Genomic DNA, 24,650 nt, shown 5'->3' with positions numbered 1-24,650 from the left:
CGAAAAAGCACATTTTCCAGACGTAACTCACAACAAGAAGGAACAAACACGATGCTGAAGCTCAAGATGGCACTGGGATTCGCCGCGACGCTGACCGCCGGCGTCGCTCTGGCCACCGTCGCGCAGGCCCGCGATCTCACCGTCGTTTCGTGGGGCGGCGCTTATCAGGATGCCCAGAAGAAAGTTTATTTCGAGCCGTTCAAGAAGACGGCCGGCGTCCCCATGAACGACGAATCCTGGGATGGCGGCATCGGCGTGCTGCGCGCCAAGGTGCAGGGCGGGGCCGCAACCTGGGACGTCGTCCAGGTCGAAAGCGAGGAGCTCGCGGTCGGCTGCGACGAAGGCCTGTTCGAGAAGATCGACTACAGCAAGATCGGCGGCGAGGCCGCTTATCTGCCGCCGTCGGTCAACCCCTGCGGCGTCGGCGCCATCCTGTACGATTTCGTTCTCGGCTACGACAAGGACAAGCTGAAGGAGGCGCCGAAGGGCTGGGCGGACTTCTTCGACACCAAGAAATATCCGGGCAAGCGCGGCCTGCGCCAGGGCCCGAAGACCACGCTGGAGATTGCCCTCATTGCCGACGGCGTCGCGCCGGCGGACGTCTACAAGGTTCTGGCGACCGACGAGGGTGTCGATCGCGCGTTCAAGAAGCTCGATACCATCAAAAACGACATCGTCTGGTGGAAGGCCGGCGCCCAGCCGCCGCAACTGCTCGCCTCCGGCGAGGTGGCGATGACGTCGGTCTACAATGGCCGCATCGACACCGCGAACAAGAACGAGAAGAAGAACTTCGGCATGGTGTGGGACGGCGCGCTCTACACGCTAGACAGCTGGGTCATCCTGAAGGGTAGCCCGAACAAGGACGCCGCGTACAAGTTCCTGGACTTCGCCGGCAAGGCCGAGAACCAGTCCAAGCTGTCGGAGAACATCGCCTACGGCACCTCGAACAAGGGCGCCGCAGCCCTGTTGCAGCCGGCCGTTCTGAAGGACCTGCCGACGGCGCCGGACAACTTGAAGAATGCAGTGGAGATCAACGTTGCGTTCTGGCTCGAGAACATCGACCGCCTGACCGAGCGCTTCAACAAGTGGGCGGCGAAATAAGGCGCCGCCAGGCTCGTACCGATGACAGAAGCGTTCCTGACCAGCGCTGATGCGCCGACCGACGTGCCGCTCAGGCGCCGCCTCAAGCGGGCGGAGCGGACACGCCAGGCCAAGGCATTGGCGCTGGTCCTGCCGCTTCTCGCATTCCTGCTCTTCACCTTCTTGGGGCCCATCGCCGGCATGCTCTGGCACGCCGTTGACGACTGGGAAGTGCGCAAGGTGCTGCCGCATACCGTGGCGGCGCTGGCCGACTGGAACGGCAAGGATCTGCCGGACGAGAAGGCCCATGCGGCACTGGCCGACGACATCCTGGCGGCGCGCGCCGCCGGGACGCTCGCCATCGCAGCCAAGCGGCTCAACTACGCGGTCAACGGCTTCCGCACCATCCTCACCAGCACGGCGCGCAATCTGAAGGCCCCGCCTGAGCCCGGAACGGCAAAGGACACGCTCGGCAAGATCAATCCGGCCTGGCGCGACCGCGCCACCTGGGCGGCGATCAAGGGTGCGAGCGGTCCGTTGACCAGCTTCTACCTGCTGGCGGCGCTCGACCTGACGCGGAACGTGGACGGCGCAATCGTCGCGGCTCCGCCCGATCAGGCCATTTACCGCGACATCTTCGTCCGCACCTTCACGATCAGCCTCAGTGTCACGGTGCTGTGCCTGATCCTGGGCTTCCCGGTCGCCTACCTGCTGGCGACGCTGCCGGCCGGACGGTCGAATCTACTGATGATCTTCGTGCTGCTGCCGTTCTGGACCTCGCTGCTGGTGCGCACCTGCGCCTGGATCGTGCTGTTGCAGAGCAACGGCGTGGTGAACGACAGCTTGCGCTTTCTCGGGATCATCGATGAGCCGATGCGGCTGATCTACAACCGCTTCGGCGTCTATGTGGCGATGACGCACGTTCTCTTACCCTTCATGATCCTGCCGCTCTACAGCAGCATGAAGGCGATCTCGCCGGCCTATATGCGGGCCGCCGCCTCGCTCGGCGCACCTCCGCTCACCGCCTTCCTGCGGATCTACCTGCCTCAGACCCTGCCCGGCATCGCAGCCGGCAGCCTCCTCGTCTTCATCCTGGCGCTCGGCTACTACATCACGCCGGCCCTCGTCGGCGGCGGCGCCGACCAGATGATGAGCTACTTCATCGCACTCTACACCACCGAAACCGCCAACTGGGGTCTCGCCTCGGCCCTCGGCGCGCTGCTGCTGGCCGCAACGCTGCTGCTCGGCGTCCTCTATGGAAAGCTGGTGCAGGGACAGCAGGTCACGGGAGGAATGAAGAATTGAGCAGCGATGCTTCCCTCCGCACGTCCAGCCAGCGCATCGCGTGGGGCGCGACCATCGTCATTGCCACGCTGGTCTTCATCTTCTTGATGGCGCCGATCCTTGCCATTATGCCGCTGTCCTTCAGCTCCGGCGCCTACCTCACCTATCCGCTGCCCGGCCTTTCCCTGCGCTGGTACGACGAGTTCATCCACTCGGCGCGCTGGATGACATCGCTGAAGAACAGCATGATCATCGGCGTCGCCGCAACAATGCTGTCGGTCGTGCTCGGCACGCTGGCCGCACTGGGGCTGGCGCAGTGGAAGAGCCGGTTCAAGCCGCTGGTGCTGTCGATCGTGCTGTCGCCGGTCGTGGTGCCCGGCGTCATCACCGCGGTCGGCCTCTACTTCTTCTTCGCGCCGATCGGGCTGACCGGAAGCTATCTCGGCCTGATCCTCGCGCACACCGCGCTGGCGACACCGTTCGTGGTGATCACGGTCGGCGCGACGCTGCAAAGCTTCGACATGAACCTCGCGCGTGCCGCAGCGTCGCTCGGCGCCCCGCCGCTCTACGCCTTCCGCCGCGTGATCCTGCCGCTGATCCTGCCGGGACTGGCATCGGGCGCGCTGTTCGCCTTTGCCACCAGCTTCGACGAGGTGGTGATCGTGCTGTTCATGGCCGGCCCCGAGCAGCGCACCCTGCCCCGCGAAATGTTCAGCGGCATTCGTGAGAACATCAGCCCGACCATCACGGCGGCGGCAGTGATCCTGACCACCGTCTCCGTCATCCTGCTCGCCACCATGGAAGGCCTGCGCCGGCGCAACGAGCGGCTGAAGGGCAACCGCCCGTAAGGGGCGCCAGCCGCAGCCAAAGCATGACGAGATCAGGCCAAGCCTGAGGCTTCCGGCCCCAGAACCGAAATGTCGAACCCGGATTGGGCTCCATCCGGGCTACAGCGCTGCGGCGCCAATGCAGACCCGTCTTTACCCGTGGTACGCGAACAGCTCCACCGGCTCGTTGAAGCCGCGCACCGGTTGTTCGCCGACGCGCTCCAGCTCGACTTCGTTCTTCACGAGGTCGGCAAAGGCGCGCGAGAGCAGCACGGTTCGCCCCAATTGCTTGGTGAGCGTTTCGAGACGCGAGGCCATGTTGACGGCTGGACCGATGACGGTGAAGTCGAGCCGTGAGCGAGAGCCGATATTGCCGTACATGACGTCGCCGACGTGAGCACCGATCCCGTAATGCAGCGGCGCGCGGCCGGTGACGCTGTTGTTTTCGTTCAGCACCGCCATGGCCTGACGGGCCTCGCTCACGGCCCGCAGCAGGTTTGCGCAGGCCGAGGGCTGGCTGAGCGGAAAAATGGCGAGCAGGCCGTCGCCGATGAATTTCAGGATCTCCCCGCCATGCCGCACGATCGGCTCGGACATCGCGTCAAAATAGTCGTTGAGAAGATCGATGACGTCGTCGCGAGGCCAATTGTCGGAGATGCGGGTGAAATCTCGCAAATCGCAGATCAGGATCGCGGCGCGCACCGTCGTGCCGCTGCCGCGCCTGGTAGCGCCGGCGAGAATGAGTTCGCCGGCATGCGACCCGACATAGGTCTCGAGTAGCGTTCGCGCCAGCCGGTTCTTGATCCGGATCTCGCTGACGAGAGCCAGAACCGGCAGCAGTCTCTTCAGGGCCGCCATATGCGCATCGTCGAAACCGCCGGGGCGGTCGGTTGCGAAGGTGACGAGATGCTGCTTGCCGAGCGTGTGGTAGAGCGGCCAGGCCACATAATCGGTCAAGCCCTTCGCCCGCATCTCGTCGTAGACGGCGTGCTTGCGCCGCTCTGAGGCGTCCCGTTCGAGACGCTCGCGCACCTCGGTCGCACCGTCAAAGATTTCGCTGGCGGGACTGCCGATATATTCGGACCGTCCGCGCACATCGTAGTCGACCCGCGAAATCTCCGCCCCGCGCATCCCCTCGGCCCACATCATCCGCGCGCCCAGCCATTGCGGATGGTTTATCACGACATGCAGCGTCGCCCGCGCGACCGGAATGCCCGCCTGCTGGAGCCGGATGCACATCTCGGCAAAGATGTTGTCGATGAAGCGCTGCTCGCGGGTCTCGTTGGTCAGCCAGTGCAGGACGTCGCCGCCCGGAAGCGCGGCAGCAGGATCGATGTTTTGCGGCGCGTCCATGGGGTGCTCCTGGGCCGGGGGCGGGTCGGGTGCAGGATATGTCGTGTCTCGGGCCGGCGGCGTCAATGGCGGCCCGCCAACCCGTTGGATGGGTAGTGGGAAGCGAAACCCATCAAACCTCTATCGGACGATAGGTTTTGGAAAGTGCTCTACCCATCCTACGTGCTTTATTTCTCACTGCGCGGCGGCACCAATTCTTTTGGAATAATATCTGAAAATTTTGAATGCAGCGACTAAGAGATATCTATCAGCGCGGCCATCGATTTCCCGATCGACGATGCGAGATCAGAAAATTCATCCGAAGAGAGATTGTTCTTCATATAGTGCGCGATCCCATCCAAATTGGCTTGCGCGCTCATCAGCATTCCGTCGATCCGAACGGCTGCATGTCGATCCATTCTCCACTCCACAAATTTGTACATGTCCGTATACATCCGCCAGGATGGGTAAGGCGAAGCGAAATCCATGTCGGTTTTGTCTGAGGACGCCGCATGATGGTTTTGCAGATGCTCTACCCGTTCTACGCTCTTCAGGGTGCGATCTGGATCGATGGCCGCTCTCGATGATCGCAGTCCAGTCATCTCCGCTTCGTCGGCACCAAGGCGGGTTCGACAACAGGCTTCGGGAACCTGAACAGCCATTCAACAAAGTTTCCGCCGCGTTCCTGCAACGGCTGATGCCGGCGGTCGTTGACCCCTGCACGAACGATGCAAAGGAGGAACCGATGACGAAGCTCACTTACGCTCTCGCGGCGGCAGCGACGCTTGCAATCAGTGCCCCGACCATCGCCAATGCAGCCGGCATCGGCGTCTATGTCGGCGGCGACCGAGACTATTACGGTGACCGTTATGATGGTCCGCGCGTGCGCTTCTACGATCATGACCGCGGCTGGCATCATGGCTGGTACCACCATGACCGCGACTACGACCGCGGCGTGATAATCAGCCGTCACCACTGGGACGACTAACAAACACGGGCCCGATAGGGTCGAACAGGAAAGGCCCCGCTTCGGCGGGGCCTTTTGGTTTTGCGAAGTTTGGCCAAAGCCTCCCGGGCGCAGCCCGAACGAGATTCAGCTGACCGATACCAGCCCCCCGTCGGGCGTCACCATAGAAGCCCTCGTCCGCGGAAGGACGAAGTGGATGATCGCGGTTGCGATCAGGTAAACGCTGGCACAGGCAAAGAACACGAAGGTGTAGTTGTTTCCCGTTGCGTCAAGCACGCGGCCGATGGCCGCGGCGGAAAAGGCTCCCGCCACGGAGCTGATGCCGCCTCCGAGCCCGACTGCAGAAGCGACCGCCCCGCGCGGCATGGTGTCGGATACCAGCGTGAAGAGATTGGCTGAGAAGCCCTGGTGCGCCGCCATGGCGATGCCGATCAGGATGACCGCAGCCCACATGCTGTCCAACTGCGGCGCAAGAAACACCGGCACGGTGCAGACTGCGCAGACCAACAGGGTGATCTTGCGGGCGGTGAACACTTCCGTGCCGCGCTTGATCAGGGTCGACGAGATCCAGCCGCCCGCGATCGAGCCGATATCGGTGAGCAGGTAGATTGCCACGAGTGGCAAGCCCACCGCCATCAGTGACACGTGAAACTTGCTGTTGAGGAAGGACGGAACCCAGTTGTTGTAAAACCACCAGGCCGGATTGGTGAGCACGCCACCAACGATGTAAACCCAGGTGCCTGGATAGGCCAGCAACTTCGCCCAGGGGACCTTTTCCATCGCGACTTCGGGGTCGCTGTTGATATAGGCCAGCTCGCTCGGCGACACGCGGGGGTGTTCGGCCGGGCTGCGGTAGACAATCAGCCAATACACGACCCAGATCAGACCCATCGCGCCGGTCACATAGAACGCGGCCTGCCACCCGGACAGGCTCACGACCAGCGCACCGATCAGCGGCGCCAGCATCGCGCCGACATTGCTGCCGCTATTGAAGATGCCGGTTGCCAAGGCACGGTCGCGCACCGGGAACCACGTGGCGATCGTCTTGATGCACGTCGGGAAGTTGCCACCTTCACCGAGGCCGAGCACGATGCGGGCGACCATGAAACCGGCGACGGACGCGACCAGGCCGTGCGCCATGGACGCGAGGCACCACAGGATCGCCGCAGCGGCAAGACCGAGCCGAATTCCGATCTTGTCGGTCAGCCACCCTATGCCGGCATAGCCGATGGCGTAGGCGAACGAAAAACAGAAGATGATGTTGCCGAAATCCGTTTCGCTGAAATGCAGATCATTTTGAATCGTCGGCTTGAGCACGCCGAGAATGTTGCGATCCATGTAGTTGATCGTGGTCACGACGAACAGCAAGGCGCAGATGACCCACCGATAGTGGGTGGACGCCTTGGTAAACGCATGCAGGTTCGACTCGCGCATCAGATCCTCCCTTGAGCCGGCGCCTCGGCATTCTGCCCAGCCTCCGGACCGGCCCCGGTTTCCCGCGGCTCGTTTCGCCCATCGCCTCGAATCTAGAAGACATCCCGTTTGCGGTCGATTGCTATTGAGCATCGATCAATTCAATTTCAACATTGAATGGTGCGACGAAACCGATAGGCGTCGTCGTCCAAGCTGGTGCGCGAGGCTTGGGCCTGTTGGCAGCCGCCTCCGCTACACCGGGTCGAAGGCGCGGATCGGCGGCAGGTTGCCGGTGAAGCGCTCCACCTCGACGGTGGTGAGCTGGCCGGTACAGCCTTGCGCGAAGGATGAGGTGCCGATGTCTCGGGTGAGCACGTTCGGATTGCCGTGAACGCAGAGCGGCGCCTCGTCCTCCGGATCCATCGGGTCGTACCACGCGCCGGTCGGGAGCTGGACGACGCCGGGCGCGATGCCGTCGGTGACATGCACCGCGGCCAGGCAGGCGCCGCGTTCGTTGAACAGGCGGATGATGTCGCCATCCCTGATCCCGCGAACGCTCGCGTCGCGTGGATTCATGCACGCGACCTCGCGGCCGCGATGTTTTGCTGCAACCGAATGTCCGCCAAAGTCGAGCTGGCTGTGCAGGCGCGTTACCGGCTGGTTGGCGACGAGGAAGCACGGCGAGCCCGGCTTCGGCACATCGGTCTTCTCCAGCCAGACCGGATGTCCCGGGCAATCCGCATCGCCATGGCCGGCGATCTTCGCCGAGAAGATCTCGATGCGCCCGCTCGGTGTCGGCAGCGCATGATTGACCGGATCCTCGCGGAAGCGGCGCAACCTGCCGCCGTCGTCGGGCTGTTGCGGCACGACCAGGCTGCCGCGCTGCCAAAATTCCTCGAAGCTCGGGGCCTCGAGGCCGCGCGCTTCGAGCGAGACACGGGTCGGCTCATAGAGATGTTCCAGCCACTGCCGCGCGCTGCGCCCTTCGGTGAAGGGCTCGCGGGCGCCGAGCCGATCGGCGAGATCGGCGAAGATCTCATAGTCGTCGCGCGTCAACCCAAACGGCTCGGCGATGCGGTGCATGGCGACCATCAGGGGATCGTTGGTGGAATAGCCGATGTCCTCGCGCTCAAGCGTCATCGTCGCGGGCAGGACGATGTCGGCGTGCCGGGCCGTGGCCGTCCAGGCGAGTTCGTGCACGACCAGCGTGTCGACTTTCGCAAAAGCCTTGCGCAGGCGGTTGATGTCCTGGTGGTGGTGAAAGGGATTGCCGCCGGCCCAGTAGACCAGGCGGATGTCCGGATAGGTGCGCGTCTCGCCATTGTAGCGATAGGTGCTTCCCGGGTTGAGCAGCATATCGGCGATGCGCGCCACCGGGATGAAGTCGGCGACACCATTGCGGCCCTGCCCCAGCGTCGGGCCCGGCACGTCATTGACGCGGCGGCCGTAATAGCCGATCGCGCCGAGCGAGTAGGCGTAACCGCCGCCGGCAAGCCCGATCTGGCCAAGCGCTGCCGCCAGCACCATGCCCATCCACACCGGCTGCTCGCCATGCTCGGCGCGCTGCAAGGAATGGGAGACGGTGATGAGCGCCCTCTTCCCGGCAAGGCGCCGCGCCAGCATGCGGATCTTGGGCGCATCGACGCCAGAGATCGCGGCGGCCCATTCGGCGCTCTTGGCTTGCCCGTCGCTCTCGCCGGTCAGATAGCGCAGGAAGACCGGCCAGCCTTCGGTGTAGCGATCGAGGAAGGCCTGATCGTGCAGGTTTTCGGCCACCAGCGTGTGAACGATGCCGAGCATCAGGGCCGTGTCGGTGCCGGGCATGCATGTCATCCATTCGGCACCGGCCTCCGCGGGCAAATCGTCACGCAGCGGGCTGACCAGGATGAACTCGCAGCCGCGCCGGCGCGCGGCACTCATGGCGCCGCGCTCGACATGCTTGCTGATCGAACCGCCGGCCACCATGGAGTTCTTCAGCGCCATGCCGCCGAACGCCAGCACGATTTCGGTCTCGGTCGCAATTTGTTCCCAGGTCACGTTGCGCTTGGTGATGTCTTCGTAGCCCGCCAAGATCTGCGGCAGCAGCACCGAGGACGCGCCCGACGAATAGGTGTTGACCGACCGCACATAGCCACCCATCGCGATGTTGAGAAAGCGATGCACCTGGCTCTGCGCGTGATGGAAGCGGCCCGCACTCGACCAGCCGTAGGAGCCACCGAACACGGCCGAGGGGCCACGCGTGTCGCGGATGCGCGACAGTTCGCCGCCCAGGAGGTCGAGCGCCTTCTCCCAACTGACGGAAACGAACTCGTCGCGGCCGCGGCGATCATCGGGCCCGGGACCACGCTCAAGCCAGCCGCGGCGGATTGCCGGCTGCGCGATGCGTGCCTGGTGGCGGAGCGCGCCGGGAAAATTGTCGATGATGCCGTTCGGATCGGGATCCCCGGCATAATGCCTGACTTCCAACCCGGCCTCACTGTTGCGCGCCGAGAACACGCCCCAATGCGAGGTGTGCGGCTTGAAACCATCCGAGAGGTCGAGGCCGGGATCGGGGTAGCCAATTGTCTCGGTCATCGCGTCGTCCTTATGGCGGAGCGCCGGCGGAGGCCACTCTCGTCGCAACTCTCGAGACAGTATAATGATCCGCCCTGCCTAGGGGCAACGGGGGGCTTGCATGCCGGAAATGCAGGGATTGCGACAACAAAGGAACGAGCCGTGTTCGTCTGCCCCCTGTTTCCATCCCCTATCGGGAAAGCCCGCTAGCGATCACGAGTCGCGTCAGGAAATGGCATTCCCTGACGCCTTGTCGAACAGGTGCGCTCGCTCGAGATCGAGTGCGACGTCGAAGAATTGATCCGGCACCGCTGCCACGCCGACCTGCATCTGCACGGTGAACGGAAATGCGCCTACGGTACCGATGACAAGGGTATGCGGCCCCAATGGCTCAACGTCCTTCACGATCATGCGGATGGAAGTGCCCGCTGGCGCCCCTTGCGGCAGGACATGGTCCGGCCGTACACCGAGCACCACGGGTTTGCCGACGCTGCCTGCATAGGCGGCCTCGCGCGACTTCGGCAATGTCAACGCCGTACCCGATGGCTCGGTGAAGAGCAGCGCGCCATCGCGGGCAACAATCTCGCCATGGATGAAATTCATGCTGGGCGCGCCGATGAAGCCCGCAACGAAGAGATTGCTGGGCTTCTCATAGATCGTGATGGGATCGGCCGCCTGCTCGATCCGGCCGCGGTTCATGACCACGACGCGATCGGCCATGGTCATGGCCTCGACCTGGTCATGCGTGACGTAAACGATCGTCTTGGCGAGACGGCGGTGCAACGCCTTGATCTCGGTCCGCATCTCGATGCGGAGCTTGGCGTCGAGATTGGACAACGGCTCGTCGAACAGGAAGACGTCCGGGCTGCGCACGATGGCACGGCCGATCGCCACGCGCTGGCGCTGGCCGCCCGACAACTGCTTGGGCCGCCGGTCCAGGTACTGCTCAAGATCGAGGACCCGCGCGACGTCCTTGACCGCCTTCTCGATGCTGAGGCGCGATTCACCCCGCACCTTCATGCCATAGCCGATGTTCTCGCCGACCGTCATGTGCGGATAGAGGGCGTAGTTCTGGAACACCATCGCGCAATTGCGCAAACCTGGGCGCAGCTGCGTCACGTCTCGGTTGCCGATGCGGATGGTTCCATCGGTGACGGCCTCCAGCCCCGCAATCATGCGCAAGGTCGTGGTCTTGCCGCAGCCGGACGGGCCGACAAGCACGACAAATTCCTCGTCGGCCACGTTCAGATCGAGCCCCTCGATGATCTTGTAGGGCCCGTAGGCCTTGCTGACGTTCTCGATCGCAACGTGCGCCATGGAATCCTTTTCCGTCCCCTTCATCGACGGCCGATAAGCCCGGATGACGCTCACGCGTCATCCGGGAAGTCTCAGCGGGAAGCTAGTTCTTGGGCGGCAGGCCCATCGCCGCGCGATAGGCCGCAAGCTGCTTGGCGCGACCGAACTCGTCAGTCAGGCGGTTCCACTCCTTCGCGATCGTGTCGAGCGCGGCCTGCGGAGTGGTCTGGCCGGCAAGTGCCTTGCCAAGCTCGATCTCCACGACCTCGGTGTAGGAGAAATAGCCGGGCAGACGCATGTCGAGCGCGACATTCTTGCCATTGATCGAGTCCGCCTGCGCGCCAAGATATTCCTTGGCTTCCGCGGGCGTGAAGATCTTGTTCCAGAGCTCCAGATTGGCGGTGTGCGACTTGCGGTAGGGATTGACACCGGTGCCGCCGGTGATCGCAGCCTGGCCGGAGACTTCGGGGCTCGTCAACGTCTTGACGAAGTCCCACGCTGCCTGCTGGTTCTTGCCGGCCTTCGGCACGGCAACCTGCCAGCCGCCGAACGCCATGAACGGGCCCGGCAGGACCGCGGGGAATTTGTCCCACTTCTTGGTCTTGGCGTTCCAGATCTCATCCGAGCCGGGCAGCACCGCAGAGCCGACCTTGCCGGAAATCTTCGACTGCTTGGGGTCGGCGGCAATGACGCCGGTGTCGCCCCAGCCGATCGACTCCGCCACCTGGCCGCCGGCGACGGCCGCGTTCACTTCACCAAACGAGAAGTTCAGAGCGTTGGGTGGCCCGAGCTTGGAAGCACGGATGTATTCCTCAAGGCCCTTCACCCAACCCGGGTTGTTGATCTGCGCGTCCATCGTTTCGGGATCGAAGAACATCGCACCCGGATAGTTCGGATTGTTGGTATAGGCCGCCGCGTGGCTGAAGAAGAACCAGAACTGCTGGCCGCCGCGACGGAAAGCCTCCGCCGTTCCCCACAGCCCCTTGTCCGGCCGCTGGAAGAACTCCGCGATGTCGAGATATTGCTTCCAGGTCTTCGGCGGTGCGAGGTCGTAGCCGTATTTGGCCTTGAAGGCATCCTTCTCCTTGGGATCGCTGAACAGGTCGGTGCGATATGTATAGGTATGGACGTCGCCGTCCATCGATTGCGAGTAGATCTTGCCCTCCCACACCATCAGGCGTTCGCGATAGGCCGGCTCGATATCGTCCCAGTCCTTGCCGGACTGCATGTCCTTCGGCATCTCGCTGAGATAGGGGACGAAATCCGGCAGCCAGGCCGGCGCAAAGCTGACGAGATCGAATGTCGCATCCGACGCCGTGAGCGACGTCGCGATCTTCGGATAGAGCTCCGACCATGGAAACTCGACGACATTGACCTTGCCGCAGGTCTTCTTCGTCCATTCATCCGCGCCGAGCTTGAGCGCAGACGCGATATACGGTCCGGTCTGCGACGCCACCGTCAGGGTGACGCCGGAGTAATCCGGACTACAGGCGGCATTCACCTGGCTCGCGGCGCAGGTCACCGCAAGTGAGGTGGTCAGCATCAGGAACGTCCGTCGCAACATCGTCTAGTCCTCCCTTTCGAAGTTTTCCTACTTGATGGCTCCGAGCAGCAGGCCCGACCGCATCATGCGGCTCAGCAATCCCGCCATGATCATCATCGGAATGATGGCGACGAGCGCCGCGGCAGAAATCGCCCACCATTCGTCCCCGCGCTGGCTGTTCTGTCCCGCCACCAGAATGGGCAGCGTCTGCCACCTGGAATTTGTCAGGAACAGCGCGAACAGAAACTCATTCCAGACGAAGGCCAGCGTGATCATGAAGGTCGCCAGCAGGCCGTTCATCGACATCGGCACCACGATGCCGACGAAGATGCGCCAGCTCGGCACATTGTCGACCATCGCAGCCTCTTCGACCTCGATCGGCACGGCCTCGAAGAAATCGCGCATCAGCCAGACGACGATCGGCAGCGAGAACGCGACGTAGCACAGCGTGAGGCCGACATAGCTGTCGATGAGCTGGAAACCGAGGCGACCGATCTCGCTGTAGAGCAGATACAGCGCAAAGGCCGTCACGATGGGCGGGAACATGCGCTGGCTGACGAACCAGAACAGGATGTCCTCATTGCCGAGGATCGGCCCCGGCAGCGGCAGGCGGTTGGCAAGGACAGCAACGATCAACGCGATCGGAAACGCGAGCAACAGCGCCTGCGGCCGGGTAAATCCAAGCGTCGTGTTGAAGACCAGATAGCCGCCGAGCGCGAGCAGAAAGAACGCCAGACCCGCCCCGAAGCGGACCCTGAATTCGAACCGCACCAACGCGTAGGCCGCCATCGCACCGATCGCGGTCGCGATGGCCGCCGCCGAAAGTCCCACGATGGTCGAGTTCAGGAAGGTCCGGAAGAACTCGCCGCGAATCCCCTGATAGAGATCGATGAAGGGCTGCAAGGTCGGCGTGAAGTCGATGAACGGAAGGTAGGTCGGACCGCCGACGACGCCTGGCGGCGTCTTGAAAGCCGTTACGACCACCCAATAGAGCGGAAACGCCGTGATCAGGCACCATGCGAGAACGCCGACGGCGATCAGGCGGCGGCTCCACGGCGACAGTCCGGTGAGGCTGCGCCCTTTCATCGACGCTTCTCCAGATGCGGGCGAAGCAGCGCCAGATAAGTCACGCCGATGATCGTGATCGCGATCAGGAAGAGAAAGCTGAGCGCCGACGTGTAGCCGAGATTGAACTTCTTGAACCCCTCCTGATAGGCGAACAATGTCAGCGTCTCGGTATCGACGCCGGGACCACCACCCGTCATCACGAACACAGTGTCCATGATCTTGTAGCTCTCGATCAGGCGGATGAAGACGACGGCGGCCGATATCGGCAGCATCATCGGAAAGGTAATGCCCCAGAATTGCTGCCAGGCGCTGGCATTCTCGAGCTCGGCTGCCTCGTAGACGTCCTCGGGTAGCGTCTGCAGGCCGGCCAGCATCATCAGAATGACGAACGGCGTCCACTGCCAGACCTCGACCGCGATGATGCAGGCCAGCGCCCAACGTCCGTTGGTGAGAAACGGCAGGTTGACCAGGCCGAACTGGCTCAGGAACTGGTTGAGCGGCCCCATGGTCGGGTTGAAGATCATGCGCGCAACGAGCGCGACGGCGACCGGAGCGAGCAGCATGGGTAACAGCAAGGCGACGCGGAACAGTCGCTCGCCCGGTACGCGAGCGTTCAACGCAAGCGCCACGGCAAAGCCGATCGTATATTGCAGTCCAACGGCGATGAAAGCGATCAGCGTCGTCGTGAAGATCGCATTCCAGAAGCGCGGCTCCTGCAGCAGCGCACCATAATTGCCGAACCACACGACGCGCGGCGGGATCGGCGGAATCAGGCGATAGCTGAGGAAGCTCGTGGTGAACGAGTAGATCAACGGAAAGATCGAGATCGCCAGCACGACGAGTACCGCCGGCCAGATGAAGACATGCTTGATCGGATCATTCCGCATCATGGAGGAGATCACCCCTTCAACAACGCTTCGATCTCCGCACGTCGCGGCATGGCAGGCGCGGTCCCGGCGCGCGTCACCGAGATCCCTGCCGTCGCCGAGCCGAACCGTGCAGCCTGGAGCGGATCCGCGCCGTCCGCGAGCGCCGCCGCGAAGCCGCCGACGAATGCATCGCCGGCGCCCGTGGTCTCGACCACCTTGCCCGCGGCAAAGGGCGGCACGTGCAGCGAGCGGTCCGGCGTGTGAAACAGCGCGCCACGCTCGCCGAGCGTGATCAGTGCTGTTCCGGCTCCCTTGGCCAGCAGCGCATCTCCGGCGCGGCGAGCGCCCGCCAGATCGCTCACGGCAATCCCGGTCAACGCCTCAGCCTCGGTTTCGTTGGGGACGACGTAGTCGCACAGCGCAAACAGGCTGCTGTCAAAGCTGATCGCAGGCGCCGGGTTGAACACCGTGATGCTTCCGGCGGCGCGCGCGATCTCCAGCCCTCGCTGCGCCGCATCCACCGGCTGCTCGAGCTGGGTCACGAACACGCGGCTGGTACGGATCGCGTCGGCCGCCTTGTCGACGTCGGCCGCACTGAGACCGCCGGCCGCCCCGGGCACCACGATGATCGCATTGTCACCGCGCGTCTCGTGGACATAAATGAATGCCGCCCCGGTCGGGGCCTCCGTGGTTCTCGCCACGCACGGCTGGATACCTTCGGCCTCCCAGGTCTTGATCGCCAGCTCGCCGAAGGCGTCGCTGCCGATGCGGGAAATGAAGGTTACGCCGGCCCCAGCACGCGCGGCAGCCACGGCCTGGTTTGATCCCTTGCCGCCGGGTCCCATCGCAAATCCGGATCCCGCAATCGTCTCACCGATCGCCGGCATGTTGCCGGCGCGGAACGCCAGATCGACGACAAAAACGCCGAGGACGGCGACACCCTTCTTGCTCATGGTCACTCTCCGTCCGGCGCGATAACGCCCTTGCTGAACAGGAAGCAGCCGTAGAAGCGGCGCTCGCCCGTTGCGATCACGCAATAGGCGGCCTTGGCCTTTTCATAGAAGGCGTGGCGCTCGACGCCGACGAGCGGCCAGGATCGGCGCTCGGCGTGGTCGATCGCGTCCTGCACCTCACGCTGGACGGGCGGCACGTCCTGCGGCTGGCCGACGATCTCCATGCGGATGGCCGCATCGTCGACGAACGTGTCGAGCGGCATGACCGAGAGGATGGCCTGGATGGCCTTCGCAGCACTGACATTGTCGATGCGCAGCAATCGCCCGAGAACCGTCTGTCGGGCGATGGAGTCGGCCGGAAAATTGGTGTCGCAGACGACCAGACGGTCGCCGTGCCCCATGGCGCGCAGCGCATAGAGCACATCGGCGTTGAGCAGTGGATTGATGCTCTTGAGCATGTTGCCTCCCTCCCTTGTCTTCGAGATCGCCTCAACTCTGGCGGTCCGCATCCCCGTTGCCGTCACCGTGGGACGGCTTTTCTAGTCTCCATAGGGGATCCATATGTTCTTCACCTGCACGGCATGGCGGAGCAGGATCGGCCCCTCGCTCGCGGCCTTGTCGTACCAGTCGAGCCCGAGGCCATGATCGACGAGCGTGCGCTTGAGATTGCCGGTCGAGAGCCGTTCTGCTGCCGCCGAGGCGTCCTGCGATCCAAAGACCCAGATCGCGTCGACATCGTCGTGCTCGGCAAGAACCTTCACAAGTCCGTCGCGCTCGCCGGTGACAATATTGACGACGCCTCCTGGCACGTCCGAGGTCTCCAGCACCTGATAGAAATCCGTGGCAGCGAGCGGGTGCCGCTCGCTCGGCACGACAACGACCCGGTTGCCCATCGCAATCAGCGGCGCCACCAGACTGACGAAGGCAAGCAGCGGCGCCTCATCGGGACAGGCAACACCGACCACGCCGATCGGCTCGTGCATCGCAAGCGCGACGCCGCGCAGTGGCGGCGCATGGACCGTCCCCTCGAATTTGTCGGCCCAGGCGCCGTAGCTGAACAGCCGCTCGATGCTCGCATCGACTTCGACGCGCGCCTTTGCGCCCGACAAACCCGTCAGGTCGGCGACGCGCCGGGCAAACTCGTCGCCGCGTGCGGAAAGGTTCTCGGCAAGATAGTAGAGGATCTGAGCGCGATTATGCGCCGTTGCCTTCGCCCATGACTCGGCGGAACGCGCTGCGGCCACCGCATTGCGGATGTCCTTGCGGTTGCCTTCACCCGCCTCGCCGAGATGCCGGCCCTTTGGCGAGAGCACTGCGCGCGAATAGTTTCCGTCGGGACGCACCTGCTTGCCGCCGACGAAAAGTTTGGCCGTGCGATCGATCGGCGGCACGCCAAATCCGGCGCCGCCGCCGGAAGCCGCAGGCGGCGGCGATACCTTGGCCCTCGCCTTGCGTCCGCTCCATGCCTTCGGCTTGAGATATTCGTACATGCCTTCGCGGCCGCCCTCGCGACCGAAGCCGGATTCGCGATAGCCGCCGAATCCGACGCTCGCGTCGAACAGGTTGGTCGCGTTGACCCAGACCACGCCGGCCAGCAGTTTCGGCGCGATGTCCAGCGCCAGCCCGATCGTCTCGCTCCACACGCTGGCCGCAAGGCCGTAGCGCGTGTTGTTGGCGAGCATCACGGCCTCGTCGGGCGTGCGGAAGGTCATCGCGACCAGGACCGGCCCGAAGATCTCCTCGATCGCAACCGTCGACGACGGATGCACGTTCCAGAGCAGGGTCGGCGGGTAGAAGCATCCCTCGGTCGGTATCGCGCCGGACGCCTGATATTTCTGCGCGCCCTCTCTCACTCCGGTCTCGACCAGCGATTTGATGCGCTCGAGCTGGACCGGCGCGACCACCGCGCCCATGTCGATCGCCTTGTCGAGCGGCATGCCGACGCGAAGCGTCTCCATGCGACGGACAAGTCGCTTGCGGAAGGTCTCCGCGATCCCCTCCTGCAAGAGCAGGCGCGAGCCGGCACAGCAGACCTGCCCCTGATTGAACCAGATGGCATCGACCACACCTTCCACGGCACCGTCGATGTCGGCATCGTCGAAGACGATGAATGGCGATTTGCCGCCAAGCTCGAGCGTCAGGGATTTGCCGGAGCCTGCGGTCGATTGGCGGATCAGCCGCCCGACCTCGGTCGAACCCGTGAAGGCGATCTTGTCGACGCCGGGACTCTCAACGAGCAAAGCGCCGGTCGTACCGTCGCCGGTCACCACGTTCAACACGCCCGGCGGCAGGCCGGCCTCGGCCGCAAGCTCGGCGAACAGCAAGGCCGTAAGCGAGGTAAACTCCGCCGGCTTCAGCACGACCGTGTTGCCCGCAGCCAGCGCGGGCGCGATCTTCCAGGCCAGCATCAGCAGCGGAAAATTCCACGGGATGATCTGGCCGATCACACCGATCGGAATCTGGTCGGCGAATTCGCGCTCCTGCAACTGGGCCCAGCCGGCATGATGCAGGAAATGGCGCGCAGCAAGCGGCACATCGAGATCCCGGGTTTCCCGGATGGGCTTGCCATTGTCGATCGCCTCCAGCACGGCGAACAGCCGGGCATGACGTTGCAGCATGCGCGCCAGCGCATAGAGATGGCGCGCCCGGCCATGACCGCCGAGCCTTGCCCACGGCAACTGCGCACTGCGCGCGGCGCCGACCGCTGCCTCGACATCGGCAGAAGAACCTTGCGCGATGCTTGCCAGGGTCTTTCCGGTGGCGGGTTCGATCGTCGCGAGGTGCTTGCCCGAGCGCGGCGCGACGAATTTACCGCCGATGAAATGCCCGAACGAGGCCTCATGCCGCGCCAGCCAGGCGCGCGCCTCGCCGTCTGCCTCGGGCGCGGGACCGTACTCCATGGTCTCGAAATAATCTGCAACGCTCATCGCTGGGGCCTCATGCCACGGGGTGGCGGTTGAAGGCCGAGTAGTGGCCGGTCACGTGATGCTCGAGCTGCCGCTCGATGTCGGCGAGCAGGCTCGATGCGCCGATGCGGAACAGATCCGGCTCGAGCCAGTCGCGCCCCAACTCCTCCTTCATCAGGAACTGATAGTTGAGCACGTCCTTGGCCGTCGAAATTCCGCCGGCCGGCTTGAAGCCGATCCTGTAACCGGTGCGCTCCTGATACACGCGGATCATCCGCAACATCGCGAGCGTCACCGGCAGCGTCGCATTCACGCCTTCCTTGCCGGTGGATGTCTTGATGAAGTCCGCACCGGCCATCATGCAGACCATCGATGCCTTCGCGACATTGCGCAGCGTCTTGAGATCGCCGGTGGCAAGGATCGTCTTCAGATGCGCATCGCCGCAGGCTGCGCGAAAATCGCGAACCTCCGCGTAAAGCGCGCGCCAATCGCCGGTCAGCACATGCTCGCGCGTGATGACGATGTCGATCTCTTGCGCGCCGTCCCGGACTGAGGCCTCGATCTCCTTGAGCTTCAGGTCGTGGGGCACGAGACCCGCGGGAAATCCGGTGGAGACCGCAGCGACCGGGATGCCGGATCCGTCGAGCGCTTCGGCGGCGGTCGCAACGAAGCGATGATAGACGCAGACCGCTCCGGTATGCAGCCCGCGCCCGGCAAAGCCGAGCGCCGCGAGAAGATCGCCGCGCACCGGGGCCTTCGCCTTGGCGCAAAGACGCTTCACCCGCTCGCTCGTATCGTCGCCGTTGAGCGTCGTCAGGTCGATGCAGGTGATCGCCTTCAGAAGCCATGCGGCCTGCGCGTCCTTCTTGACCGTTCGCCGGCCCGGCAGGCTCGCAACCCGCCGTTCAGCGGCCGACAAATTGATCCTGATCTCGTCGACCCAATCCATCTCGAGCGCGTGGCCGCTGTTGCGCGAGATCGGATGCACATGTCCTTCGCCCCGGGCATGGGGCTTCGAGGACACGGCCGACGCATTCTGTATCGAGACGTTCTGCTTCATCGAAGCGCCCGCGCCGTCCTAGCGAATCGACGAGATCGCCAGATAGATTGAATGAGCTGATCGAAGCATGTGGTCCTCCCTCGCCGTGCCCGGGTTCGCCATGGGCGACGGACGGCATCGCTGAGATGTTCCGTCAACCTCGAACAGGCCGTATGTTATAATTCTAACATTTCGACGTTGGCAAACTCACAACATTGTAAGATCATTGTCAACCGGATAAGCAAGCTCTGTGACCAAAATGGCTGAAACACAGAACGCACGATCAAGCGAGACGCGCGTCCAGCGGCTGCAGAGACTGCGCCGCGCTGTCGAGACGAGCGGCGCGCTGCACCTGAAGGATGCGGCCGAGCTTCTCAAGGTCTCCGAGATGACGGTTCGACGTGACCTCGCCGGGCCGGAGGCAGCGCTCGCTCTGCTTGGCGGCTACGTCGTCAACGCGGCCTCGCCGACCGGAATCAAGTACGCGTTCGAACAGGAGATCGACCAGCACACCCAGGACAAGCGCCTCGCCTGCCGATCCGCCGCCGCCTCAATCAAGGAAGGCGACACGATCTTCATCGACTGCGGCACCACGATGCAGTCGCTTGCGGACTGCCTGCCCGAAGATCTTCCGCTCTCGGTGATCTGCTATTCGCTGAACGTGGCCACGATCGTCACACGGCGGCCGGCCACGCAGGTGATGCTGATGGGCGGGCTCTATCACCCGTCATCGCAGTCATTTGCGTCGGACGACGGCCTGTCCTACCTGCGGCGGCTCGGAATCAACAAGGCATTCATATCCGCCGGCGGCGTACACTGGACCCGCGGCACCAGTTGCTCCAACTTTCACGAGGTCGCGATCAAGCAGACCGTGATCGCGACCTCGATGGAGAGCATCCTGGTCGTCGATGCCAGCAAGCTGGGCAGCCTCAAGCCGGCCTTCTTCTCCGATATCAGCTCGTTTTCGCGGATCATCGTCGGCGGCTCGGCGTCGTCAGACATGCGCAGGCATTTCCGCAGCCTCCCTGTCGAATACGTCACCAACGCGACCTGACCCGGTCGAGATCGCACCCTCGACCGGATCGGGTTCGCCGGAGACAAACGATGCGCGGCCCGCTTAAGGCCGCTCATCGCGTGTCGAAGGTCAATTGCAGGCGGGCTTCGCCTTGTTGCAGGCGTCAGTCAGTTCCTGCGGCGGCTCCTTCTTGAAAACGGTACGATAGGATTCCAGCACGTTGGACTGCGTCACCGGCAGCGATTGCACGCCGATCCAGCCCGGCGTTTCCTTGCCGAGCAGCGCATTCATCATCGCCATCGCTTCCGCCACGCCCTGGTCATAGGGGCGCTGCGAGCCGGTGGCCTTCAACGGTCCCCCCTTGGCGATCTCGATCGCCGATTGCAGGCCGAGATCGACCGTGGTGACGGGAATGTCGATGCCCTGCGCCCGCATCGAACTCAGCGTATCCAGCGCCGGCTGATCCCAGACGGCGAACAGTCCCTTCACATCGGGATTGCCGGTGAGGAAGTCGCCCGCGATCTGCGAGACCTTCGGCGGATCGGTGAAATCGACCTGCTTCATCTTGATATCGGGACGGTTCGCTTTCATCCACTCCCGCACGCCCTTGGTCCGTTCGTTCGTGCTGAAATAGTCGACGCCGAAATTGACGAGACCGATCGTTCCGCCCTGAGCAACACAGGAGGCTAGGATCTGCGCAGCGATCAGGCCGTTGCCCTGGCTGTCCGCGGAGACCATCGATGCGTATTCCTCGGGATGCTTCAGGCCGGTCGGGATGCTGTCCATCAAGACCAGCTTGATGCCGGCCTTGGCGATCTTCTTGTAGGTCGGAGCGGTCGCGGTGAAATCGACCGGGATCGAAATGATGCCATCCGGATGCTGCTGGATGGTGTTCTCAATGTCGGCGATCTGCTTGTCGACCTGATATTCGGCGGACGCGACGCCCGTGACCGTCACGCCGTACTTCTTCAGCGTATCGGTGATGCCCTGAATCTGGAGCTGCGACCAGTCGAGGTTGACGGTCTGCATGGAAATGCCGACCTTGAAGTTCTTCTCCTTGATCTTCGCTGCGTCAGCCTCCGACAGCGCGAGCACCTCGGGCGAAGCAGCTTTCTCGCCGTGGGGTCCCTGTCCCACGATCGATTTCGGTCCAAGCGTCGCGAGATCGACGCCCTTGACGCAGGTGGCGGGCACTTCGGCGCGAGCCGAAGGAACGATCGAGATGGCCGTGGCCGCAATCAGCGCGGTCAGTGGCAAGGCTTGTCGCAGGCTTGGCTTCATCGTTTCCTCCATTTGGCCGCCGATTCACCGGAGGGCCGGCGGCCTTGCCCCTACTCGAGCAGCGCAGTGATCCTGTGCTCATGCGCTGCGCCTTGATCCGACTAGCGTTTCGTGAAAGCGACCGCGGCGACGATGATCGCCCCCTTGATCACGAGCTGCATCGGCGAGCTCACGCCGAGCAGCACCAGCCCGTTGTTGAGCGTGCCGATCATCAGGCTGCCGAACAGCGTCCCCAGGATGTAGCCGCGCCCGCCGAACAGGCTGCAGCCGCCGAGGATCACTGCGGCGATGACGTCGAGCTCCATGCCCTGCACGACGTCGGGCCGCGCGGCATGTGAACGCGCCGACAGCACCAGCGCCGCGAGACCTGCCAGCGTGCCGGTCAGGACGAAGGCTGCCGTCGTCACCCATTTGGTGTTGATGCCGGAATAGAGCGCCGCGGTCGGGTTGCCGCCGACCGCGTAGATGCGACGGCCGAACACGTTGTAGTGCAGCAGCAGGATGCCGGCGACCGTCGCGACCAGGGTCCAGGCGATCGGCACCGGTATGCCGAGAAACGTGCCTTCGCCGAAGATTGCAAAATAGGTCTCGTTGGTGATGATCACCGGCTTGGTGTTGGTAACCATCATCGCCAGTCCCCGCGCCATGCTCAGCGAGCCAAGCGTCACCAGGAAGGATGGGATCGACAGCTGCGTTGTCAGGATGCCATTGAGCAGCCCGATCAGCGCGCCGGTGCCGAGCCCGGCAATCGCACCCACAACCCAGCTATTGTTGATCTGGCTCATCGCGAGCGCGGCTGCCATGCCTGACAGCGCCAATGTCGATGCGACTGAAAGATCGATCTGGCGCGCGACGATGATGAAGGTCATGCCCACCGCAATGATCGATACCAGCGTCGTCTGGCGTCCGATATTCAGAAAATTGTCGACCGACAGGAACCAGGGTGAGGACAGGCTGAAAACGACCAGCAGGATCGCGAAGGCGATGTAGAGCATGTACGGCCGCTCGCCCCGCAGCAGGCTCTGCAAAAGCTTGCGGCGCCGGTCGGATCGGCTCGACGAGGCGACGACGTCAGGGGCGGTCAGTTCGGTCATGCGGACAGCTCTTTCAATTCGCCTTGTTCCGAAGCCTGATACATCTGCAGGAGATGATGCAGCTCTTCGGCATCGTCGATCTCCCCGCGCATGAGCGTTCGAGCCACACGGCCATTGACGATCACGGAGATGCGGTCGCAGAGCTCGATCAATTCAACGAGATCCGACGAGACCACGAGGACGCCGGTGCCTTCGCGAACGGCATTGCGGATCACGCCGTAGATTTCCTCTCTTGCGCCAACGTCGACGCCGACCGTCGGCTCATCCAGAAGCAGCACCCGCGGTCGCGGATCATTCCATTTTGCGAACACGACCTTCTGCTGATTGCCGCCGGAGAGTGTCCGGACCAGGCTGGAGGCGCCCTGCGCCTTGACCGCAAGCCTGGTGATCGCGGCCTCCGCGCGCCTCGCGGCGGCGCGCTGCTGCATCCAGCCCCACTGCGAGAAATAGGGAATGCGTGACAGCGTGACGTTGCGCTCGATCGAATGGTCGAGGACAAGGCCCTGCACGTGCCGATCCTCCGGCACCAGCGCGATGCCCTGATCGATCGCATCGGCGGGGCTCTTGGGCAGCCAACGCCCGCCCTCGATCTCGATTGCGCCGCTCTCGAGCGGACGGAGGCCGAACAGCGTCTCCAGAATCTCCGTTCGTCCGCTGCCGATCAATCCGGCGAGGCCGTGGATCTCACCCCTCAGCACGGACAGATCGACGGCGCGCAGCCGGTCATTGGACGCGCCCGACAGGGACAGGACCGGCGACGGATCAAACGCGCGCTTTGCCGCGGGCTCAGCACGCGATGCTGCCGGCGCCAGCCGATCGGTTCCGACGATCGCATTCACCAGCCGCTTCATGTCGGTATCGGCGGTGACGAACGTACCGGCATTGGCCCCGTCACGGAGCACCGTGACACGCTGCGAGATCTCGAAGACCTCGTTGAGCCGATGGGTCACATAAATCACGCCGACGCCGCGACGCGTCACCTTGCCGATCGCATCGAACAGGATGCGGACTTCGTCCGAGGTCAGCGAGGACGTCGGCTCATCGAGGATGAGCAGCCTCACCTCGCCCATCAGCGCCTTTGCGATCTCCGTCATCTGGCGATAGGCGAACGGCAGCGAGCCGACCGTCGCTTTCGTATCCAGGGGAATGCCGAGTTCGGCCAGGAATGCGGTGGCCTGCGCCATCAGTTCGCGCTTCCTCACAAAGCCGAAACGCATGCGCGGCTCACGGCCGAGCAAAAGGTTGTCGGCGACGCTGAGCGATTCAACCAGACTCAAGTCCTGGTACACGACGGCGATTCCCGCCTCGCGCGATTTTGCCGGACTGTCGAACGCCACCATCTCGCTCGCAATCTCGATCGTGCCGCTGTCGAGGGCATGAACACCGCTCAGAATTTTGATCAGCGTGGATTTTCCGGCGCCGTTCTCGCCGAGCAGCGCGTGCACCTCGCCGGCTCGGACCGAGAGGTTGACGTCGCGCAGTGCACGCACGCCGCCAAAGCGCTTGTTGATGCCCTTGACCATCACAAGCGGCGTCGGGTGCTGTGCGGCAACCGAACCAGACGGCTCCAAGCTTTCCTCCGTCGTCAATCCCAGCGCTGGTACGATGGTGACATTTTGTTATTATCGCAACTTAGTTTGTTATAATTCTATCAGAACGATGGACTGTCAATGGGAGATCAGCCGGGCGAGCGGTTGAGTTTCCGGCTGCTCCGGCCGCAGCCTCCGTCGACAACCAGCAAGGGAATAGTCACGCATCCAAATCTGGTGCGGTTCAGCGGCCATGTGCGCTCGGGCGCCGTTCGCGCTTCAGTGACCGTTCGGGACAAAGCGGACGGGCTCGATCGCGAGGGCCTGCAACCCCCGGCCACAACGCTTGCCGGCGGGAAAAGGCGTGACGAACCATGTTCAAGATCGTGTCCAATGTGGAGGACACAGGTCATCGCCGCTGCAACTCGATGCGAACCGGCTAATTCTGAAAACGCCCATGAGGCGCAATCTGGATTTGCGGCCACCTTAGAGCTACCGCTTCGCCTCACAATAGCGTTTTACGTCGCCCTATTCCTAGACCCGCGCACTGGGATACCGAATAATAACCCCAGACCCACGGGCTGCCGTGGGAATGTGCTGC

At 63.6% G+C, this 24,650-nt stretch carries 20 protein-coding genes; 5 read left to right on the top strand and 15 right to left on the bottom strand.

Going from position 1 to position 24,650, the window contains the following annotated elements; genetic code table 11:
• Nucleotides 1-51 precede the first annotated feature (51 nt).
• Genes ACV1FX_RS33925 through ACV1FX_RS33915 form a run of 3 tightly spaced genes read left to right on the top strand, consistent with a single transcriptional unit; the run spans nt 52 to nt 3,212 of the window.
• The gene (locus ACV1FX_RS33925) at nt 52-1,101 is read left to right on the top strand and encodes an ABC transporter substrate-binding protein (RefSeq protein ID WP_473121895.1); all 1,050 of its coding nucleotides are present in this window, start codon (nt 52-54) and stop codon (nt 1,099-1,101) included.
• A 21-nt stretch (nt 1,102-1,122) separates the two neighbouring features.
• The gene (locus tag ACV1FX_RS33920) at nt 1,123-2,385 is read left to right on the top strand and encodes an ABC transporter permease (protein WP_473121894.1); all 1,263 of its coding nucleotides are present in this window, start codon (nt 1,123-1,125) and stop codon (nt 2,383-2,385) included.
• Entirely contained in the window at nt 2,382-3,212 is an 831-nt protein-coding gene (locus tag ACV1FX_RS33915) for an ABC transporter permease (RefSeq protein ID WP_473121893.1), read from the top strand. Before ACV1FX_RS33920 ends, ACV1FX_RS33915 begins: the two co-directional genes overlap by 4 nt.
• Nucleotides 3,213-3,344: 132 nt before the next feature.
• On the opposite strand, the gene ACV1FX_RS33910 is transcribed toward ACV1FX_RS33915, so the two are convergent.
• Both ACV1FX_RS33910 and ACV1FX_RS33905 read right to left on the bottom strand, forming a co-directional pair.
• On the bottom strand, nt 3,345-4,544 hold the full coding sequence (locus tag ACV1FX_RS33910; protein ID WP_473121892.1) for an adenylate/guanylate cyclase domain-containing protein: 1,200 nt from the start codon (nt 4,542-4,544) through the stop codon (nt 3,345-3,347).
• A 233-nt stretch (nt 4,545-4,777) separates the two neighbouring features.
• Nucleotides 4,778-5,185 carry a hypothetical protein gene (locus ACV1FX_RS33905; protein WP_473121891.1) on the bottom strand — a complete coding sequence of 136 codons (408 nt, stop codon included), beginning with the start codon at nt 5,183-5,185 and terminating at the stop codon, nt 4,778-4,780.
• An 83-nt stretch (nt 5,186-5,268) separates the two neighbouring features.
• Between ACV1FX_RS33905 and ACV1FX_RS33900 the strand changes: the two genes are divergently transcribed.
• Nucleotides 5,269-5,511 carry a hypothetical protein gene (locus tag ACV1FX_RS33900; RefSeq protein WP_473121890.1) on the top strand — a complete coding sequence of 81 codons (243 nt, stop codon included), beginning with the start codon at nt 5,269-5,271 and terminating at the stop codon, nt 5,509-5,511.
• A 105-nt stretch (nt 5,512-5,616) separates the two neighbouring features.
• Here the strand turns inward: ACV1FX_RS33900 and ACV1FX_RS33895 are convergent, their stop codons facing one another.
• The 10 genes from ACV1FX_RS33895 to deoC form a co-directional block, all read right to left on the bottom strand.
• Nucleotides 5,617-6,924 (bottom strand): MFS transporter, encoded by a 1,308-nt coding sequence (locus ACV1FX_RS33895; protein WP_473121889.1) that lies wholly within the window; start codon nt 6,922-6,924, stop codon nt 5,617-5,619.
• Between the two features lie 231 nt (nt 6,925-7,155).
• Nucleotides 7,156-9,477, bottom strand: coding sequence for a molybdopterin guanine dinucleotide-containing S/N-oxide reductase (locus tag ACV1FX_RS33890; protein WP_473121888.1), 2,322 nt, complete (start codon nt 9,475-9,477; stop codon nt 7,156-7,158).
• Between the two features lie 204 nt (nt 9,478-9,681).
• Entirely contained in the window at nt 9,682-10,773 is a 1,092-nt protein-coding gene (locus tag ACV1FX_RS33885; protein ID WP_473121941.1) for an ABC transporter ATP-binding protein, read from the bottom strand.
• 82 nt (nt 10,774-10,855) lie between these two features.
• Complete coding sequence (locus ACV1FX_RS33880) at nt 10,856-12,295, bottom strand: extracellular solute-binding protein (RefSeq protein ID WP_473121940.1); 1,440 nt, start codon at nt 12,293-12,295, stop codon at nt 10,856-10,858.
• 48 nt (nt 12,296-12,343) lie between these two features.
• The gene (locus ACV1FX_RS33875) at nt 12,344-13,381 is read right to left on the bottom strand and encodes a carbohydrate ABC transporter permease (RefSeq protein WP_473121887.1); all 1,038 of its coding nucleotides are present in this window, start codon (nt 13,379-13,381) and stop codon (nt 12,344-12,346) included.
• Nucleotides 13,378-14,253, bottom strand: a complete 876-nt coding sequence (locus ACV1FX_RS33870) for a carbohydrate ABC transporter permease (RefSeq protein WP_473121886.1) — start codon at nt 14,251-14,253, stop codon at nt 13,378-13,380. The genes ACV1FX_RS33875 and ACV1FX_RS33870 overlap by 4 nt, the downstream gene beginning before the upstream one ends.
• An 8-nt stretch (nt 14,254-14,261) precedes the next feature.
• The gene (gene rbsK, locus ACV1FX_RS33865; protein ID WP_473121885.1) at nt 14,262-15,185 is read right to left on the bottom strand and encodes a ribokinase; all 924 of its coding nucleotides are present in this window, start codon (nt 15,183-15,185) and stop codon (nt 14,262-14,264) included.
• Between the two features lie 2 nt (nt 15,186-15,187).
• Nucleotides 15,188-15,643 carry an RbsD/FucU family protein gene (locus tag ACV1FX_RS33860; RefSeq protein ID WP_473121884.1) on the bottom strand — a complete coding sequence of 152 codons (456 nt, stop codon included), beginning with the start codon at nt 15,641-15,643 and terminating at the stop codon, nt 15,188-15,190.
• Between the two features lie 81 nt (nt 15,644-15,724).
• The gene (locus ACV1FX_RS33855) at nt 15,725-18,112 is read right to left on the bottom strand and encodes an aldehyde dehydrogenase family protein (protein WP_473121883.1); all 2,388 of its coding nucleotides are present in this window, start codon (nt 18,110-18,112) and stop codon (nt 15,725-15,727) included.
• Between the two features lie 10 nt (nt 18,113-18,122).
• A complete protein-coding gene (gene deoC, locus ACV1FX_RS33850) occupies nt 18,123-19,151 on the bottom strand; it encodes a deoxyribose-phosphate aldolase (protein ID WP_473121882.1) in 1,029 nt (342 codons plus the stop codon).
• 238 nt (nt 19,152-19,389) lie between these two features.
• Here deoC and ACV1FX_RS33845 point away from each other — a divergent pair, with 238 nt between their 5' ends.
• Nucleotides 19,390-20,184, top strand: a complete 795-nt coding sequence (locus ACV1FX_RS33845) for a DeoR/GlpR family DNA-binding transcription regulator (RefSeq protein WP_473121881.1) — start codon at nt 19,390-19,392, stop codon at nt 20,182-20,184.
• Between the two features lie 90 nt (nt 20,185-20,274).
• Here the strand turns inward: ACV1FX_RS33845 and ACV1FX_RS33840 are convergent, their stop codons facing one another.
• The 3 genes from ACV1FX_RS33840 to ACV1FX_RS33830 all read right to left on the bottom strand — a co-directional run bounded on the left by ACV1FX_RS33840 (nt 20,275) and on the right by ACV1FX_RS33830 (nt 24,091).
• A complete protein-coding gene (locus tag ACV1FX_RS33840; protein ID WP_473121880.1) occupies nt 20,275-21,426 on the bottom strand; it encodes a substrate-binding domain-containing protein in 1,152 nt (383 codons plus the stop codon).
• A 101-nt stretch (nt 21,427-21,527) separates the two neighbouring features.
• Nucleotides 21,528-22,520, bottom strand: a complete 993-nt coding sequence (locus ACV1FX_RS33835; RefSeq protein WP_473121879.1) for an ABC transporter permease — start codon at nt 22,518-22,520, stop codon at nt 21,528-21,530.
• Nucleotides 22,517-24,091: a sugar ABC transporter ATP-binding protein gene (locus ACV1FX_RS33830; RefSeq protein WP_473121878.1), complete on the bottom strand. Its 1,575-nt coding sequence runs from the start codon at nt 24,089-24,091 to the stop codon at nt 22,517-22,519. Before ACV1FX_RS33830 ends, ACV1FX_RS33835 begins: the two co-directional genes overlap by 4 nt.
• Nucleotides 24,092-24,650: the final 559 nt, after the last annotated feature.

The sequence above is a fragment of the Bradyrhizobium ingae genome, assembly GCF_055791185.1.
Note: the sequence above shows the minus strand (reverse complement) of the source record. Positions and strands in the feature narration are given on the sequence as shown.

Coding starts and splice junctions, on each gene's coding strand:
- ACV1FX_RS33925 (WP_473121895.1), top strand. CDS start 52: ATGCTGAAGCTCAAGATGGCACTGGGATTCGCCGCGACGCTGACCGCC.
- ACV1FX_RS33920 (WP_473121894.1), top strand. CDS start 1,123: ATGACAGAAGCGTTCCTGACCAGCGCTGATGCGCCGACCGACGTGCCG.
- ACV1FX_RS33910 (WP_473121892.1), bottom strand. CDS start 4,544: ATGGACGCGCCGCAAAACATCGATCCTGCTGCCGCGCTTCCGGGCGGC.
- ACV1FX_RS33905 (WP_473121891.1), bottom strand. CDS start 5,185: ATGGCTGTTCAGGTTCCCGAAGCCTGTTGTCGAACCCGCCTTGGTGCC.
- ACV1FX_RS33900 (WP_473121890.1), top strand. CDS start 5,269: ATGACGAAGCTCACTTACGCTCTCGCGGCGGCAGCGACGCTTGCAATC.
- ACV1FX_RS33895 (WP_473121889.1), bottom strand. CDS start 6,924: ATGCGCGAGTCGAACCTGCATGCGTTTACCAAGGCGTCCACCCACTAT.
- ACV1FX_RS33890 (WP_473121888.1), bottom strand. CDS start 9,477: ATGACCGAGACAATTGGCTACCCCGATCCCGGCCTCGACCTCTCGGAT.
- ACV1FX_RS33885 (WP_473121941.1), bottom strand. CDS start 10,773: ATGGCGCACGTTGCGATCGAGAACGTCAGCAAGGCCTACGGGCCCTAC.
- ACV1FX_RS33880 (WP_473121940.1), bottom strand. CDS start 12,295: ATGCTGACCACCTCACTTGCGGTGACCTGCGCCGCGAGCCAGGTGAAT.
- ACV1FX_RS33875 (WP_473121887.1), bottom strand. CDS start 13,381: ATGAAAGGGCGCAGCCTCACCGGACTGTCGCCGTGGAGCCGCCGCCTG.
- ACV1FX_RS33870 (WP_473121886.1), bottom strand. CDS start 14,253: ATGATGCGGAATGATCCGATCAAGCATGTCTTCATCTGGCCGGCGGTA.
- rbsK (WP_473121885.1), bottom strand. CDS start 15,185: ATGAGCAAGAAGGGTGTCGCCGTCCTCGGCGTTTTTGTCGTCGATCTG.
- ACV1FX_RS33860 (WP_473121884.1), bottom strand. CDS start 15,643: ATGCTCAAGAGCATCAATCCACTGCTCAACGCCGATGTGCTCTATGCG.
- ACV1FX_RS33855 (WP_473121883.1), bottom strand. CDS start 18,112: ATGAGCGTTGCAGATTATTTCGAGACCATGGAGTACGGTCCCGCGCCC.
- deoC (WP_473121882.1), bottom strand. CDS start 19,151: ATGAAGCAGAACGTCTCGATACAGAATGCGTCGGCCGTGTCCTCGAAG.
- ACV1FX_RS33845 (WP_473121881.1), top strand. CDS start 19,390: ATGGCTGAAACACAGAACGCACGATCAAGCGAGACGCGCGTCCAGCGG.
- ACV1FX_RS33840 (WP_473121880.1), bottom strand. CDS start 21,426: ATGAAGCCAAGCCTGCGACAAGCCTTGCCACTGACCGCGCTGATTGCG.
- ACV1FX_RS33835 (WP_473121879.1), bottom strand. CDS start 22,520: ATGACCGAACTGACCGCCCCTGACGTCGTCGCCTCGTCGAGCCGATCC.